14 protein-coding genes are annotated in these 14,500 nt (G+C 62.1%); 4 read left to right on the forward strand and 10 right to left on the reverse strand.

Translation table 11 applies throughout. The features are described 5' to 3' along the window. Positions 1 to 83 precede the first annotated feature (83 nt). The 3 genes from ONR57_RS13720 to ONR57_RS13730 all read left to right on the forward strand — a co-directional run bounded on the left by ONR57_RS13720 (position 84) and on the right by ONR57_RS13730 (position 4,599). Complete coding sequence (locus ONR57_RS13720) at positions 84 to 1,550, forward strand: bifunctional phosphatase PAP2/diacylglycerol kinase family protein (RefSeq protein WP_265124068.1); 1,467 nt, start codon at positions 84 to 86, stop codon at positions 1,548 to 1,550. 98 nt (positions 1,551 to 1,648) lie between these two features. After that, positions 1,649 to 3,277 (forward strand): BCCT family transporter, encoded by a 1,629-nt coding sequence (locus ONR57_RS13725; protein ID WP_265124069.1) that lies wholly within the window; start codon positions 1,649 to 1,651, stop codon positions 3,275 to 3,277. 107 nt (positions 3,278 to 3,384) lie between these two features. After that, positions 3,385 to 4,599: an acyl-CoA dehydrogenase family protein gene (locus ONR57_RS13730; RefSeq protein WP_265124070.1), complete on the forward strand. Its 1,215-nt coding sequence runs from the start codon at positions 3,385 to 3,387 to the stop codon at positions 4,597 to 4,599. A gap of 61 nt (positions 4,600 to 4,660) precedes the next feature. Here the strand turns inward: ONR57_RS13730 and ONR57_RS13735 are convergent, their stop codons facing one another. The 10 genes from ONR57_RS13735 to frdA form a co-directional block, all read right to left on the reverse strand. Continuing rightward, positions 4,661 to 5,767 (reverse strand): acyl-CoA dehydrogenase family protein, encoded by a 1,107-nt coding sequence (locus ONR57_RS13735; RefSeq protein WP_265124071.1) that lies wholly within the window; start codon positions 5,765 to 5,767, stop codon positions 4,661 to 4,663. Further along, positions 5,764 to 6,951, reverse strand: coding sequence for an acyl-CoA dehydrogenase family protein (locus ONR57_RS13740; RefSeq protein WP_265124072.1), 1,188 nt, complete (start codon positions 6,949 to 6,951; stop codon positions 5,764 to 5,766). The genes ONR57_RS13735 and ONR57_RS13740 overlap by 4 nt, the downstream gene beginning before the upstream one ends. 71 nt (positions 6,952 to 7,022) lie before the next feature. Then, positions 7,023 to 7,475, reverse strand: coding sequence for a MaoC family dehydratase (locus ONR57_RS13745; RefSeq protein ID WP_265124073.1), 453 nt, complete (start codon positions 7,473 to 7,475; stop codon positions 7,023 to 7,025). Between the two features lie 15 nt (positions 7,476 to 7,490). Continuing rightward, a complete protein-coding gene (gene fabG, locus ONR57_RS13750) occupies positions 7,491 to 8,249 on the reverse strand; it encodes a 3-oxoacyl-ACP reductase FabG (RefSeq protein ID WP_265124074.1) in 759 nt (252 codons plus the stop codon). Positions 8,250 to 8,357: 108 nt separating this feature from the next. Then, positions 8,358 to 9,572 carry an acetyl-CoA C-acetyltransferase gene (locus ONR57_RS13755; RefSeq protein WP_265124075.1) on the reverse strand — a complete coding sequence of 405 codons (1,215 nt, stop codon included), beginning with the start codon at positions 9,570 to 9,572 and terminating at the stop codon, positions 8,358 to 8,360. A 146-nt stretch (positions 9,573 to 9,718) separates the two neighbouring features. Further along, entirely contained in the window at positions 9,719 to 10,339 is a 621-nt protein-coding gene (locus ONR57_RS13760) for a TetR/AcrR family transcriptional regulator (protein WP_308198691.1), read from the reverse strand. A 43-nt stretch (positions 10,340 to 10,382) separates the two neighbouring features. After that, a complete protein-coding gene (frdD, locus tag ONR57_RS13765) occupies positions 10,383 to 10,748 on the reverse strand; it encodes a fumarate reductase subunit FrdD (protein ID WP_265124076.1) in 366 nt (121 codons plus the stop codon). Next, entirely contained in the window at positions 10,748 to 11,167 is a 420-nt protein-coding gene (locus ONR57_RS13770; RefSeq protein ID WP_265124077.1) for a fumarate reductase subunit C, read from the reverse strand. Before ONR57_RS13770 ends, frdD begins: the two co-directional genes overlap by 1 nt. Then, positions 11,164 to 11,934 (reverse strand): succinate dehydrogenase iron-sulfur subunit, encoded by a 771-nt coding sequence (sdhB, locus tag ONR57_RS13775; RefSeq protein WP_265124078.1) that lies wholly within the window; start codon positions 11,932 to 11,934, stop codon positions 11,164 to 11,166. Before sdhB ends, ONR57_RS13770 begins: the two co-directional genes overlap by 4 nt. A gap of 6 nt (positions 11,935 to 11,940) precedes the next feature. After that, positions 11,941 to 13,686 carry a fumarate reductase (quinol) flavoprotein subunit gene (gene frdA / locus ONR57_RS13780; protein ID WP_265124079.1) on the reverse strand — a complete coding sequence of 582 codons (1,746 nt, stop codon included), beginning with the start codon at positions 13,684 to 13,686 and terminating at the stop codon, positions 11,941 to 11,943. 232 nt (positions 13,687 to 13,918) lie between these two features. Between frdA and ONR57_RS13785 the strand changes: the two genes are divergently transcribed. Continuing rightward, the gene (locus ONR57_RS13785; protein WP_265124080.1) at positions 13,919 to 14,497 is read left to right on the forward strand and encodes a hypothetical protein; all 579 of its coding nucleotides are present in this window, start codon (positions 13,919 to 13,921) and stop codon (positions 14,495 to 14,497) included. The last annotated feature ends 3 nt before the right edge of the window (positions 14,498 to 14,500 follow it).

Below are 14,500 nucleotides of genomic sequence, written 5' to 3' on the forward strand. Positions count from 1 at the left end.
CCCGCGCAAGGCCATTTCTATACGTCTGTTTTCTTTTTCGACGGGCAGCCGAAATCGCCGTCAACTCCGACTACGCTGTGGGAATGAAGCCTGCCTTCCACGTCTCTTCCGTGGACCGGTACCTCGTCGAGCGAACCGCCCGCTGGGGCCCCTCCGTCGTGGACCGCATCATGGCTGCACTGAGCCGGGCTGCGAACCGGGGGATGCTGTGGATCGGGATTTCGTCGATTCTTTACGGGATTGGGGGGAAGTCCCGCCGCGCTGCGGTCCGCGGTGTGCTGTCGCTAGCGCTCAGTAGCCTCATCGCCAACGCCGCGCTCAAGTGGGTGTTTCCGCGACATCGGCCGCCCGCGGACGCGGTGCCGCTCGCACGGCGGACATTTGACGTGCCGCGCTCGTCGTCGTTTCCTTCTGGCCACTCTGCCCTGGCGGCGGCCTACGCGACAGGGATCCTGCTCGAGTCCCGGCCCGTTGGTGCGGCGGTAGCACCAGTCGCCGCAGCGGTCGCGTACTCGCGCGTCCACACCGGCGTCCACTGGCCATCGGACGTTATCGCTGGAGCAGCGGTAGGTTCCATGACAGCACTGGCCACCCGTCGCTGGTGGGCCACTGTCACCGATGAACCTGCGCTGCCCGCCGAGACCGCCCCGGCGCCCGCGCTGCCGCGCGGTGAGGGGCTTCTCGTGTTCACGAACCCGCGCTCAGGGTCTCCGGCGGTAATAGAGACGCTGCACGAGTTACTGCCGGCCGCGAAGTTTGAAACACCGGCGTTCGAAGATTCGCTGTCAGCGACACACGACGCCCTCGTTGCCACCATCCGCGCAGCGAATCCAGCGGCTGTGGGGGTTTGCGGCGGTGACGGGACCGTGCGCACTCTCGCTGCCGCGGCGATGGCGTGTGAGTTGCCGCTCGCGGTTTTCCCCGGCGGAACGCTCAATCATTTCGCGGCCGACACCGGTGTGTGTGACGTCAGCGCTGTAGTGGGCGCTATCGAGAGAGGATCTGCTTATTGCCTCGATACAGCTGAGGTACGGGTGGATAGCGGCGAACCGATCACCTTCATCAACACCGCCAGCATTGGCGGTTACCCCTCCGCCCTCCAAACTCGCAAGAAGTGGCAGCGAGTTGCCGGGAAATGGATACCCCTCGTCACCGCCATGGCTCGCGAGATTGCCGCCTCAACGCCGTTGCCCGCCACCATGAACGGTGAGCGCACCGCGCTTCGCTTGCTGTTCGTTGGCAACGGGCACTATGCGCCAGTCGACCGCATTCCAGTAGGCCGGACCAGCCTTGCCGAGGGCAAACTCGACGTCAGGTACATGCGCGCTGACGCTCGCCTGTCCTATCTGCGCGCCCTATACGCGGTTTTCACGGGGACCCTGCGCGGCTCACACGTGCACCGGCGAGAACAGCTGGAATCGCTCGATATCGAAATCACGAACGGACCGGTTCCGCTCGCCCTCGACGGCGACCCGCTGGCCACCGGCACACATTTCGAGTTTCGTTCGCGACATTGCTCGCTGACCCTGTACGCATCCGGGGGTTCGTGAAAATCCGGGCGATCCCCACCATTCAGCGCGCACATACGTTCAGCTAGTGGCAAGATCAGGTTGATAGCTTCCCGAACGTTCAGGGCAGGAGAAGCATCATGCTGAAGAAGTTTCATGACCTATTCGGCCTGCGCACCGATCCCATAATCTTCTTTGTGTCGGCGGCCATCATGATCGGGTTCGTGTTCGTCGCGATCGCGTTCACCGACACCGTCGATTCCGTTTTCGAAACGGTGAAGGACTGGCTGCTCGCCAACCTCGGCTGGTTCTACATTCTCGGCGTCACGTCATTCCTGCTCTTCCTCATTTGGATCGCGGTGAGCCGATACGGGCATGTCCGGCTCGGTGGCGACGAAGAGCAGCCTGAGTACAACACGGCAACATGGTTCGCCATGCTGTTCGCGGCGGGCATCGGCACCATCCTCATGTTCTGGGGTGTGGCCGAACCGATCAGTCACTACGCGAACCCGCCGCGCGCAGATGTCGAACCGCAATCTATTGCCGCGCAAGAAGAAGCCATGGCGTTCACCCTCTACCACTTCGGGCTACACACATGGACGATCTTCTGTTTGCCTGCACTGGCATTCGCCTACTTCGTGTATAAACGCGGCTTGCCGATGCGGGTGAGTTCCATCTTCCAGCCGATGCTCGGCGAGAAAATCCACGGGCCGATCGGAAAGTCGATCGACATCCTCGCAGTCCTCGGCACGCTGTTCGGTGTCGCAACGTCGATCGGGCTCGGCACGCTGCAGATCAACGCCGGCCTCAACTCCCTGTTCGGGATTCCGCAGAACAAGTTCGTTCAGGTCGTGCTGATCACCGTCATCACGATGATCGCGATCGCCTCGGTGGTAGCAGGTCTCGATAAGGGCATCAAACGGCTATCGAATATCAACATCACGATGGCGATCGGTTTGCTCGTCTTCGTATTTATCGCAGGGTCCACGCTCTACCTGGCTAAAGGCATCATCGAGACCACCGGCACTTATCTGAAGTGGATCGTTCCCCTGGCGTTCTGGACTGACGCCGCGGACGTCAACCCGGGCTGGCAGGGCAGCTGGACGGTGTTCTATTGGGCATGGACGATCACCTGGGCCCCGTTTGTGGGAATCTTCATCGCGCGAATCTCACGCGGCCGCACCATCCGCGAGTTCGTCGGCGGCGTCCTTGGACTGCCCACGGCGTTCACAATTATCTGGTTCAGCGTCTTCGGGCTGTCGTCGTTCGATATTGAGCGCAACCGCGACGGCAACCTGGTCGAGGAGGTCGTCGAACAAGGTGATATCCCCGGCGCGCTCTTCAGTTTCCTGGAGAACTTCCCAGCCACCACGTTTGTCGCCGCAATTTCTGTCCTGATTGTCGTCATCTTCTTCACCACCTCTTCCGATTCCGCTTCCCTTGTCGTCGATATGCTCTGCACCGGCGATGTCGCTGCGGGCCCCACCCGTCAGCGAGTGTTCTGGGCGGCCGCGGAAGGTCTGATCGCGGCGACACTGCTCGCGGCGGCCGCAGGCACCGGGGGGCTCGATGCGCTGCAACAGGTCATCACGGTGGTGGGCTTGCCGTTCTTCCTCGTCGGGTTCTTTACGATGTTCAACCTTGTCAAGGCGCTGCAAGAGGACCACGTCGCGACCGGACGCCCGATTCGCGAACGAAAGCACGCACGGTTGCGGCTGCAGCACCGCTCGAGCGAGGAGAAAAGGAGCGAGAAGCCTCCAGCAGAGTGACGCCGCCAGAACTTGAACTTGAAGTTGGATTCAAGTATACCTGGTGGGGACACCCCTGCACGCAGCGCGATTCCCAGACTCGCCTGCCGCTCGCACAGGAGCTACACATGGAAATCTTCGAACTCTCCGGCCGCGCGGAAGCGTACAGAAGAGACTTGCTCAGCTTCATGGACGAGCACGTTTACCCCGCCGAGGCCGTTTACCACGAGCAGATGACGGAGTCCGGAGATCCCCACTTCCATCCACCCATCCTCGAAGAACTCAAGAAAGCGGCCCGCGCCCGCGGTCTCTGGAATCTCTTCCACCCTCACCCCGAATGGGGGCCCGGTCTGAGCAACCTCGAATACGCGTTTCTCGCAGAGATCATGGGCCGCAGCGAAATCGCTTCCGAGGCCTGCAACTGCAGCGCACCGGACACCGGCAACATGGAGGTTCTCACACTATTCGGCACCGACGAGCACAAAGAGAAATACCTCAAACCCCTGCTTGACGGTGAAATCCGCTCGGCGTTCGCGATGACGGAGCCAGCGGTCGCCAGCTCCGACGCGACCAACATCGAACTCCGTATGGAGCGCACCGGCGATCATTACATTCTGAACGGCCGCAAATGGTTTGCGTCGAACGCGATGCACAAGAACTGTCGGGTGCTCATCGTCATGGGAAAAACTGACCCCGCCGCCGAACAGCACCGGCAGCAGTCGATGATGGTCGTGCCTATTGATGCCGAAGGCGTCACCGTGCTTCGCAATCTCCCCGTCTTCGGATACCACGACCGGGAAGGCCACGCCGAGGTCGACTTCAAAGACGTCAGAGTGCCCGTCAAAGACGTGCTCAAGGGTGAGGGCGAGGGATTCGCGATCAGCCAGGCCCGGCTCGGTCCCGGCCGCATCCATCATTGCATGCGCACCATCGGTATGGCCGAACGCGCCCTCGAGCTCATGTGCCAGCGAGCTGAATCGCGTGTGACATTCGGCCAGAAACTCAGTGAGCGTGCGAACATCCAAGACTGGATCGCCGAAGCACGCATTGAGATCGAAATGACCCGGCTGCTTACACTCAAAGCTGCCTGGATGATGGACACCGTCGGCAATAAGGCGGCACGTACGGAAATAGCGGCAATCAAGGTCGCAGCACCGAAGATGGCGCTGAAGATTGTCGACCGAGCCATCCAGGTACATGGCGGTGCCGGAGTGACCGACGATTTTCCCCTCGCCAGCGCCTACGCGCACCTTCGGACGCTGCGTCTCGCTGACGGCCCCGACGAAGTGCACAAGCGCACCATCGCCAGGCAGGAGCTCCGCAAGTACCGCACTGTGAACTAGAGAATCGTGGAGTTTCACCTCCGGAAAGCGGAGGTGAAACTCCACGATTATGCAGCGGATTCTATACCGCAGGCAGATCCGAGAGCTCCGCGAGCCGCCTGCGGTGCGCACCGGGAGTGCCCAAACCGAGCTGGCTGGCTTTGGCACGCTTGAGGTGGAGATGCGCGGGATGCTCCCACGTCATGCCAATCCCACCGTGCAACTGGATGCATTCCTCGGCAGCGAACACGGCGACCTCCGAGCAGTACGCCTGGGCGAGCGACGCAGCGAGCGCACTGTCCGGATCGCCTGCGGCCACCGCGGCTGCCGCGTAACGGGCTGCCGCGCGGGCAGACTCGACCATCACGTAGAGATCCGCGAGGCGGTGCTTCAGAGCCTGGAACCCGCCCACGACGCGGCCGAACTGTTTGCGCACGCCGAGGTATTCGACTGTCGACGTAAGACACCACTCGGCGACACCGAGCTGCTCAGACGCAAGGAGCGCCGCCCCCACTTCCAGGCCGGCCTGCACTGCGTCACTTGCGGCAGCACCGCGCGCGAGCGGCATTCCCGTGGCCCCCGTCAGCTCGACATCAGCTATCTGCCGCGTCATGTCGAGTGACGTAACAGGTGTGATCCGCACTGAAGCTGCGGCCACCAGCACAAGTTCCAGTTCCGCCCCGCGCATAGCCGGGACGATGAGCACGTCAGCGGAAATCGCGCCGGCGACGCTCGTCACGGTTCCGGTCAGCTCCCCCGACTCCGACGCTAAGACTGCGGTAGTGAATCCCGCGGCCGAAGCGGTGAATGGCAGCGCTAATGCAGCGGTCTTTTCGCCGCTTGCGAGTTCTCCGAGCAGTTCCACCGCATTCAGCTGCGCGGCGACCGTCGTCGCGATGACAGCGCTGGTTAGAAATGGCACCGGCGCCACAAATCGGCCGAGCTCTTCCAGGACGACGGCGGCTTCGCGCGCGCTTGCGCCGGCACCACCGTTGTCCTCACTGATGAGCAGTGCCGCGAGGCCAAGCTCACCACCGAGTAGCCGCCACAACCCAGCGTCGGTGGTGTTCCCCGAGTCGTACACGCCGGTAACCGTGTCTGGCGTGCAGCGCTTGGTCAGGACACTGCGCACGCTCTCGCGCAGCGCCTCTTCGACGTCGGTGTACAGCAGATCGAGTTCGGCGCTCATCGTGGCAGTTCCTTCCACGGAATCTTCTTGTCCGAGCGTGGCTCGGGTGGCAGTTTCAGGACGCGTTCAGACACGATATTGCGCAGTACTTCTGACGTGCCGCCCTCGATGGAGTTGCCCTTGGCGCGTAAGTACCGGTAACCAGCATCGCGGCCGGTCATGCTGACCCGTTCGGGCCTTCGCATCGTCCAGTCGTCGTACCGAAGGCCCTCTTCACCGAGCATCTCGACCTCGAGACCGCTGATCTGCTGGTTGAGACGGGCGAACGTGAGTTTCATCGCGGAACCTTCCGGGCCTGGCTGGCCGGCAATCAGTTTCTGCCGCAGGCGGTTGCCGGCGAGCCGTGCAACCTCTGCCTCCACCCAGAGCCGGAGCAGCCGATCGTGCATCTCCGGCGCTCGAAGCTCGGGCCGCTGCCGCCACAGTTCCGAGACAATGCCGATCATGCCGCCTTCGCGGGGGCGTGCGTAGCCGCCGATCGCAACGCGCTCATTCATCAGCGTCGCGTTGGCGACTTCCCATCCCTGCCCGACCGCGCCGAGACGGTGCGCGTCGGGGATACGCACGTCGGTGAGGAAGACCTCGTTGAATTCCGCTTCGCCAGTGATCTGGCGAAGCGGGCGCACCTCAACCCCGGGGACCGTCATGTCGCACAGAAAGTACGTCAGGCCCGCATGTTTCGGGGCCGACGGATCTGTTCGAGCAACCAGAATGGCCCACTGTGCAAGGTGCGCGCTCGAGGTCCACACCTTCTGGCCATTGACCACCCAGTCGTCGCCGTCACGCACCGCTCTGGTCGCCAGTCCCGCGAGATCAGACCCCGCGCCGGGTTCGCTGAAGAGCTGACACCATAAGTCTTCACCAGTCCACAGTGGACGAAGAAAACGCTCCTTCTGCTCTTCGGTGCCGTATGCCAGAATTGTGGGCGCAGCCATCCCGATACCGATGGCGTTACGCGCCGGGTCACTGCCCACCGCCCCACCGGCCATGAGCAGGTCGTCGACGTATGCCTGATAGGAACGGGGCAAATCCAAGCCGCCCAGGCCATCAGGGAAATGTACCCAGGCCAAGCCCTCGTCGAACCGCGCCCGCAGATAATCCAATTCACCTACGCCGTCGGGGTGCGCACGTGAAAGCAGTTTCTCGACCCGGGCGGAAAGGTCGCGCCGAATATCGTCTGACATCGTTGTCCCTCGTCTCTACTGGTTGTCACGTGCTGCGAGTCCAGCGGCAGAGTCTTCGGTAGGCCGCGCTGTCAAGGCACGACAACCGCCAGGGTTTCCGCCACGCACGCGGGCTTGTCTGAACCGTCCAGTTCGATCGTCACGCGGGTACTCACCTGCGCACCCGCGTTCGTTTGCGTGACTGCGAGCAACTCCACACCGGCCCGGACCCGGCTGTTTACCGGCACCGCGGCGGGAAAACGCACCTTGTTGACGCCGTAGTTGATCCCCATCTTGACGCCTTCAATGGTGTAAACCTGCCACACGAGTTTCGGTATGAGTGACAGCGTGAGATATCCGTGGGCGATGGTTGTCCCGAATGGCCCTTTCGCAGCCTTGTCCGCATCGACGTGGATCCACTGGTGGTCCCCTGTCGCGTCTGCGAAGAGGTTGATCTGCTCCTGGGTGATGGTGTGCCAGTCGCTATACCCGACGTGGGTGCCCGCTGCCGCTTCAAGCTCGGCGATCCCGGTGAAAACCTTCATCGTGACTCCCGCGTTCTAGTTGGTCGGCCCGCCGGCTACGTACAGCACTTGACCGGAGACGTATCCGGCCGCGTCACTGACGAAGAAGGAAACTGCATTGGCGATGTCGTCAGGCTTTCCGGTCCGTGCGACGGGAATTTGTGCCGTCACCGACTTTTTGAAGTCCTCGAAGGACACGCCGACGCGCTCCGCAGTTGCGGCAGTCATGTCGGTCTCAATGAAACCAGGTGCGATCGCATTCGCGGTGACGCCGAACTTGCCCAGCTCGATCGCGAGGGTCTTGGTGAATCCCTGCATACCAGCTTTCGCTGCTGAGTAGTTGGCCTGCCCGCGGTTGCCGAGCGCCGACGTGCTCGACAGGTTGACGATGCGGCCCCATTTCGCTTCCGTCATGTGCTTCTGAACCGCACGCGTCATCAGGAAGGCGCCACGCAGGTGCACGTTCATCACCGCGTCCCAATCCGATGTGGACATTTTGAAAAGCATGTTGTCGCGGATAATTCCAGCGTTGTTCACTAGTACGGTGGGCGCGCCGAGCTCCGCTGCGACACGCGCCACCGCCTGATTCACTGCTTCTTCGTCAGAGACGTCGGCGCCTACCGCTAGCGCGCGGCCGCCCGCCGCTTCGATGTCACTGACGACCTGCTTGCATGCCGTCTCATCCAGGTCGAGGACGGCTACCGCGAAACCGTCATTAGCCAGGCGTTTCGCGGTAGCCGCCCCGATGCCGCGGGCGGCCCCGGTGACGATGGCGGTGCGGAGCTGAGTAGTCATCTGTGTGTACCCCTTCGTTGGTGAGTAGTGATGTTACGAGTGTGGCTGTTCATTCGATCCCCCGGCTAGCACCTGTCACGATCGCCGATATGCCCGCGAATCGGCACATCAGGACATCCTTTCCAGAATCATGGCCATCCCCTGTCCCCCGCCGACACACATGGTTTCGAGGCCGAACTGCTTGTCGTGAAACTGAAGTGAGTTGATGAGCGTGCTCGTGATGCGGGCGCCAGTCATGCCGAACGGGTGGCCAACCGCGATCGCGCCACCGTTGACGTTGACCGTATCGAGGTCAGCGCCAAGCTCGCGATACGACGGGATGACCTGTGCTGCGAACGCCTCGTTGATCTCGACGAGGTCGATGTCATTGATCGCCATGCCAGCACGGCGCAGCGCCTGCCTGGACGCTTCAACCGGGCCGAGTCCCATAATCTCAGGCGACAATCCCGAGACGCCCGTCGCGACGATCCGGGCGAGCGGAGTGATACCGAGTTCTGCCGCTTTTGTGTCCGACATGATGACGACCGCGGCAGCACCGTCATTAAGCGGACAGCAGTTACCGGCGGTGACTGTCCCGTCGGGGCGGAAAACCGGCTTGAGTTCCTGGACTTTTTCCAGGGTCACACCTGGCCGTGGTCCATCATCAGCGGCGACGACCGAACCGTCGGGAAGCGTGACGGGCGTGATGTCCCGCTCCCAGAACCCATTGGCGATCGCCTGCTGAGCGAGGTTCTGGCTGCGAACGCCGAGTTCGTCTTGCTCCGCGCGGGTCACGCCCTTGAACTGCGCGACATTCTCTGCGGTCTGCCCCATCGCGATGTACAAATCCGGAAGCTTGCCGTCCATGCGCGGATCGGACCATTGCAGGCCACCTGCAGTGAACTGCTCCGTACGCTGCTGCGCGTCCGCAAAGCACGGGTTTTGCGTGCCCGGCACATCCGCGAGGCCCTGGGTGTAGCGGCTTACTGTCTCGACGCCTGCGGAGACGAACACGTCACCCTCGCCGGCTTTGATCGCGTGCAGCGCCATTCGGGTCGTCTGCAAGCTTGACGAGCAGTACCTGTTGACCGTCGTACCGGGCACGTGGTCGAGACCCGCGAGAACAGCCACCGCACGGCCGAGATTGTGACCCTGCTCCCCGGCGGGCTGGCCGCATCCGAGGATGACGTCCTCGATCTCAGCCGGATCCAAGGCTGGAACCTTCGCGAGCGCGGCTTTGACCATCTGGACCGTGAGGTCATCGGGGCGCATCTCTTTCAGCGATCCTTTGTGTGCTCGCCCTATCGGTGAGCGGGCTACAGCGACGATTACCGCTTCAGGCACGACGACCTCCATCAATTACTAAGCGCTTGCTTATTGCACCTCCACGTTCGCTGGGAGCCGAGTCACTGTCAAGACCCAAACAACGAAAGAGGAATGTGACCTGAGCCACACCCCTCTCTGCTTGCTAAACATTACAGCTCGCTGCGCTACGGATTTAACCGCAGCGCATTGGTCCAGATCTGATTCAAAGTTGTCAGCAGCACCTCGAACGGCGCGATCTCTGCCTCGTGTTCCAGCACGAACGCGGTGTAAGCCGTTTTGCTGACCATCGCCGAGAGCGCCAAAGCGGTCACCCGAGGATCGAGCTGCGGATCGGCGAGACCCTGCTCTTGCAGACGCGCGATCATACGGGCATTACGCTCCGCAAAAGCCCGTGAGCGCTCCCGGCGCAGTGTGCGAAACGTGTCGTCAATGTGCGCAACCTGCTCGAACAGCGCCATCAGCCGGGCGTTGCGGCGGTATGACTCCAAATAGTCCCTGTTCGCTGCCTCGATAAGGAGTCGCGGATCAGTCACACCGGTGCGTTCGCGCACATGCGGGTGGAGCATTTCCTCTTGGACCCGCTCCACCACTGCGGCGAAGATTTCTTCTTTGCTGTCGAAATACGTGTAAAAAGACCCAGAAGCGACGTTCGCTTCCTTTGAAATGTCCGTGATTCTGGCCTCGAGGAAACCGTCTCGCTCAAAGACCGCGCGCGCAGCTGCGACCAGCGCGTTTCGCGTCCGCATGCCCCGCTTGCTCTTCGGCGCGAAACCCGGCGTAGACACAGTCAAGTACCCTAGCAGCCACGTTTGCTGTGCCCTGCGTGCGTCATACCGGGAACACAATGAACGCGATGAGAACCGCACCCCCGGCCGCCGCGGCGTAACACAGCACACTGATGACCGGCGCCAGCGGCCGCAACCGGAAACCGTCGATCATGACGTGGCGGAACCGGTGCGCCCAGTGAAAGAGCGATAAAGTCAGCACGCCGAAAAGGACAAGTTTGATCAGCGGATTCCTCAGCACCGCGTAGAGGTGGTCGTACTCCGGGGAAGCCGCGCCGAGGGGGACTAGCACACCGAACACCAGCACCAGAACGGGCAGGAACAGTGCGGCCGACATCCCGCCCGCACTGAACAGCAGCCACGCGATCGGTTCCCAGCGCGCGCGCTTGCGCACATGCGGAGCAGTCATCACACGATCACCCACAGAACTAGAAGCGAAACCGCCAGCCAGGCACCGAAATGCGCGGCAACCACCGCGCCCGGCGGCACCGGCTGATCACCCGCTCGCACCACCATCGCCTTGGGGGCGAGCTGGAACCACGTCACCGCATGCACGACCACAAACGCCAGTGCAAGGACGTTGATCGCAAGCACCCATGGCCGCCCGGCGAGTTCGAGGAACTCCGCATAGCGCAGCGGCCCCTGCCCGACTGCGTGCACAAACACCAGCATGTACGCGACAAACCAGGCCACGAAAATGCACGAAAGCTCCCGCAGCGCGAAAATCAGATACGAGCGGCGCCGCGTCCACCACAAGAGCCCGAGCGGTGCGCGATACTGCTTGCTGCCTCCCGAATCACTGAGTGAGTAGTTCGCCGGACGTGTCATCTTCCGCCCGCCTTACGCCTCGCGTCCTTCTGGCTCCACGGCATCAGCAGGTCTTTGACGGACTGCGTCGCAGCCGTCAGTTTGTAGCGCTGAATTGCCCCGGCAGGGTCGACCCCTTTCGGACACGCAACGCTGCATTCACCAACAAATGTGCACGCCCACGCACCCTGTGCAGACGCGAGCACGTCGCGACGGTCGTCGGCACCTTCATCCCGGGAATCGAGGTTGTAGCGCTGACCGAGCGCGATCGCCGCAGGCCCGATGAACTCCGGGTCGAGCGCATACACCGGGCACGCCGAGTAGCACAGCATGCAGTTGATGCACATGCTGTACTTCTTGTATTCGTCGAGTTCAGCTGGGGTTTGGAGGTACTCGAAGTCGTCCGGAGCGTCGTCCGCATGCCGCACAAGCCAGGGTTTGACCTCGGGCAGCTTGGCCATGAAGTCTTCGATGTTGACGACAAGGTCCCGGATGACGGGGAAGTTGTGCAGCGGCTCAACACGCACCGGGCCCGGCGCGTAATCCACCAGGAAAGCTGAACACGAGAGCTTCGGCTCCCCATTGACAGTCATTCCGCAGCTGCCGCAAATACCCATCCGGCAAGACCACCGGTACGAGACCGTGCCGTCGATGTTGTCCTTGATGTGGTTGAGGGCGTCGAGCACCGCCCACTCTTTACGCAGCGGGACCTCGAAACTGTCGAACACAGGAGTTTCCTCCTGCTCTGGCCGGTAGCGGAAGACCTCCAGGGTGATGGTGTCCGCCACGGTTCATCACCTCCCGTACACTCGCTCCGCCGGAGGCCAGCGAGTTATCGTCACTGGCTGATAAGTCACACGCGGGACGTCGCCGTCAAGGTGGACAACGGAGTGCGCAAGATACAGCGCGTCGTCGCGCTTCGGGAAATCCGTGCGCTGGTGAGCACCTCGTGACTCTTCTCGGCGCAGCGCCGAGGCCACGATGCATTCCGCGACATCCAGCATGCCGGCGAGTTCAAGACTGGTCGTCAGGTCCGTGTTGAACGTCCGGCTGTGATCGTCGATCACAGCGCACGAAAATCGTTCCCGGAGTTCAGCCAGCTTACTGGCAGCAGTTTGCATTGATTGCGCATCCCGATAGATGCCGGCTCCCGCCTCCATCGTTTCCTGCATTTCGACGCGAATGTCGGCCACACGGTCTGGCCCACGCTCTTGCCGTCCCGCCAGCTCGCGTTCGAGGCGCCGCTGCTCATCACGGCCCTGTGCTTCCGCTGCGGACGACCGACGTGAACTGCCCGCCGAACGCGCAAATTCAGCCGCGGCAGCACCCGCGCGCGCACCGAATACCAACAGCTCCGGCAAGGAATTGGAGCCAAGCCGATTCGCTCCGTTGATGCTGACGCATGCCGCCTCGCCCGCGGCGAAGAGCCCCGGCAACCCAGTTGCGCCGTTTATATCAGTGTGGACGCCACCCATCATGTAATGGACGACCGGCCGCACCGGGATTAGTTCGTGAACAGGGTCAATATTCTGGTAATTCGTGCATAACTCACGTACAAACGGCAGCTTCGTGTTGATGACGTCTGCACCGAGATGACGCAAGTCGAGATGCACTATCGGGCCGGCTGGGGTGTCGATGGTTCGGCCCTTGTCGAGTTCATGCACGAACGCTTGCGAGAGGCGGTCGCGCGGCCCGAGTTCCATACTGCGCAGAACCGGCTCAGGCGTCGGCGTGCCGAGGTCGTAGTCCTGCAGATACCGGTACCCGTCTTTGTTGAGCAGCCAGCCTCCCTCAGCACGTGTTGCTTCGGTGATCAGAATGCCCGTGAAAGGCAGGCCCGTCGGGTGGTACTGCACAAACTCCATATCTTTCAGCGCCGCCCCCGCGCGGTACGCGAGCGCCATGCCGTCACCCGTCTTGATGGAGGCGTTAGTGGTGAACGGAAACACGCGTCCGCAGCCGCCGGTGCAGATAATGACTGAGTTTGCGAGAAGCGTTTCAATGCGGCCAGTTGCCAGTTCGATCGCGACGACGCCGCGCACACAGCCGTCATCGACAAGCAGTTTCGTCACGAACCACTCGTCGTATCGCACGAGTTCGGAATACGACAGCGCGGTTTGAAACAGTGTGTGCAGGAGGTGAAACCCCGTTTTGTCAGCTGCGAACCAGGTGCGCTTCTTCTTCATCCCGCCAAACGCGCGCACGGCGATTCGGCCGTCCGGCCGACGGCTCCAAGGACACCCCCAGTGCTCCAGCTGCAACATCTCGCGCCGGGCTTCGAGCACGAAGGCTTCGACAGCATCCTGGTCACACAGCCAGTCGCTCCCCGACACCGTGTCGTAGGCGTGCTCATCGAATGAATCGTCATCCCCCGCAACCGCAGCCGCGCCGCCCTCGGCCGACACGGTATGGCTGCGCATCGGGTACACCTTTGACACCACTGCGATATTGAGCGACGGATCCGCTTCCGCTATTGCGATAGCCGCGCGCAGTCCAGCACCGCCGCCTCCCACGATGATGACATCGTGCACTGCCGCCATTCAGTCACCTCCGAACCCGAAGTGGCCCGGCTGTTGAGCACTCACCTAACCGGTAGTGATCCAGTTCACATTACTGTATGGGATAGAGGGGTTGGTGATCTAGGTCTGGATCAGATCTCATGGGACCAAACAGTCGTAGTGACTCACGTCACATTCTCTCGCGGAACCAGATTGCCATCTCGCGCATCCATCCTTGTACACCCAAATCGTGGGTCCGATTCAAGGAGTGCGAATGCAGCCACATACCCCGCCTGGACAGCCAAGCAGCACAATCGAGTTGCGGGGTGCCCACACCCACTATCTACTCACTGCCGTTCCCGTGTTGCTGTTGCTTGGAACGATGGCGGTGCCCGCGGCGGCGACGCTCAAAGCGGGCGGCTCACTTTCCATCACGGGGTGGACGGCACTGGCAATCACTCCCGCGACACTTCTAGTCGCGCAGGCAGTCTGGCTGTACACACGCACCTCCCGGATTGTCCTCACCGCTGATCAGTTCGGCGTCGCCCGGTACGGGAGGACACCGCGGTGGATACGGCGTGACGCAGTCGCGGCGGTTCGCTACCACGAGTATCTCGCGATAGGGCTTTCCACCTGGAACGCGGTGGGCCGTCATACCGCCAAGAAGGGTCCCGCACTGCACGTCATCGACCATTCGGGGCGAGTGATCCTGAAACTGCACGAACAGGTCTGGGGGCGGCAGACACTCGAATGCTTCCAAAGGATGCTGATCCCCGGCTCCGCGCGTGCGGCTAGCGCCGCGTCACACCCACGTGATCGAGCCGGAAGTAGATACGGTGGACACGCAGCCTGATCG

Source organism: Hoyosella sp. YIM 151337 (assembly GCF_026041215.1).
Lineage (GTDB): Bacteria > Actinomycetota > Actinomycetes > Mycobacteriales > Mycobacteriaceae > Hoyosella.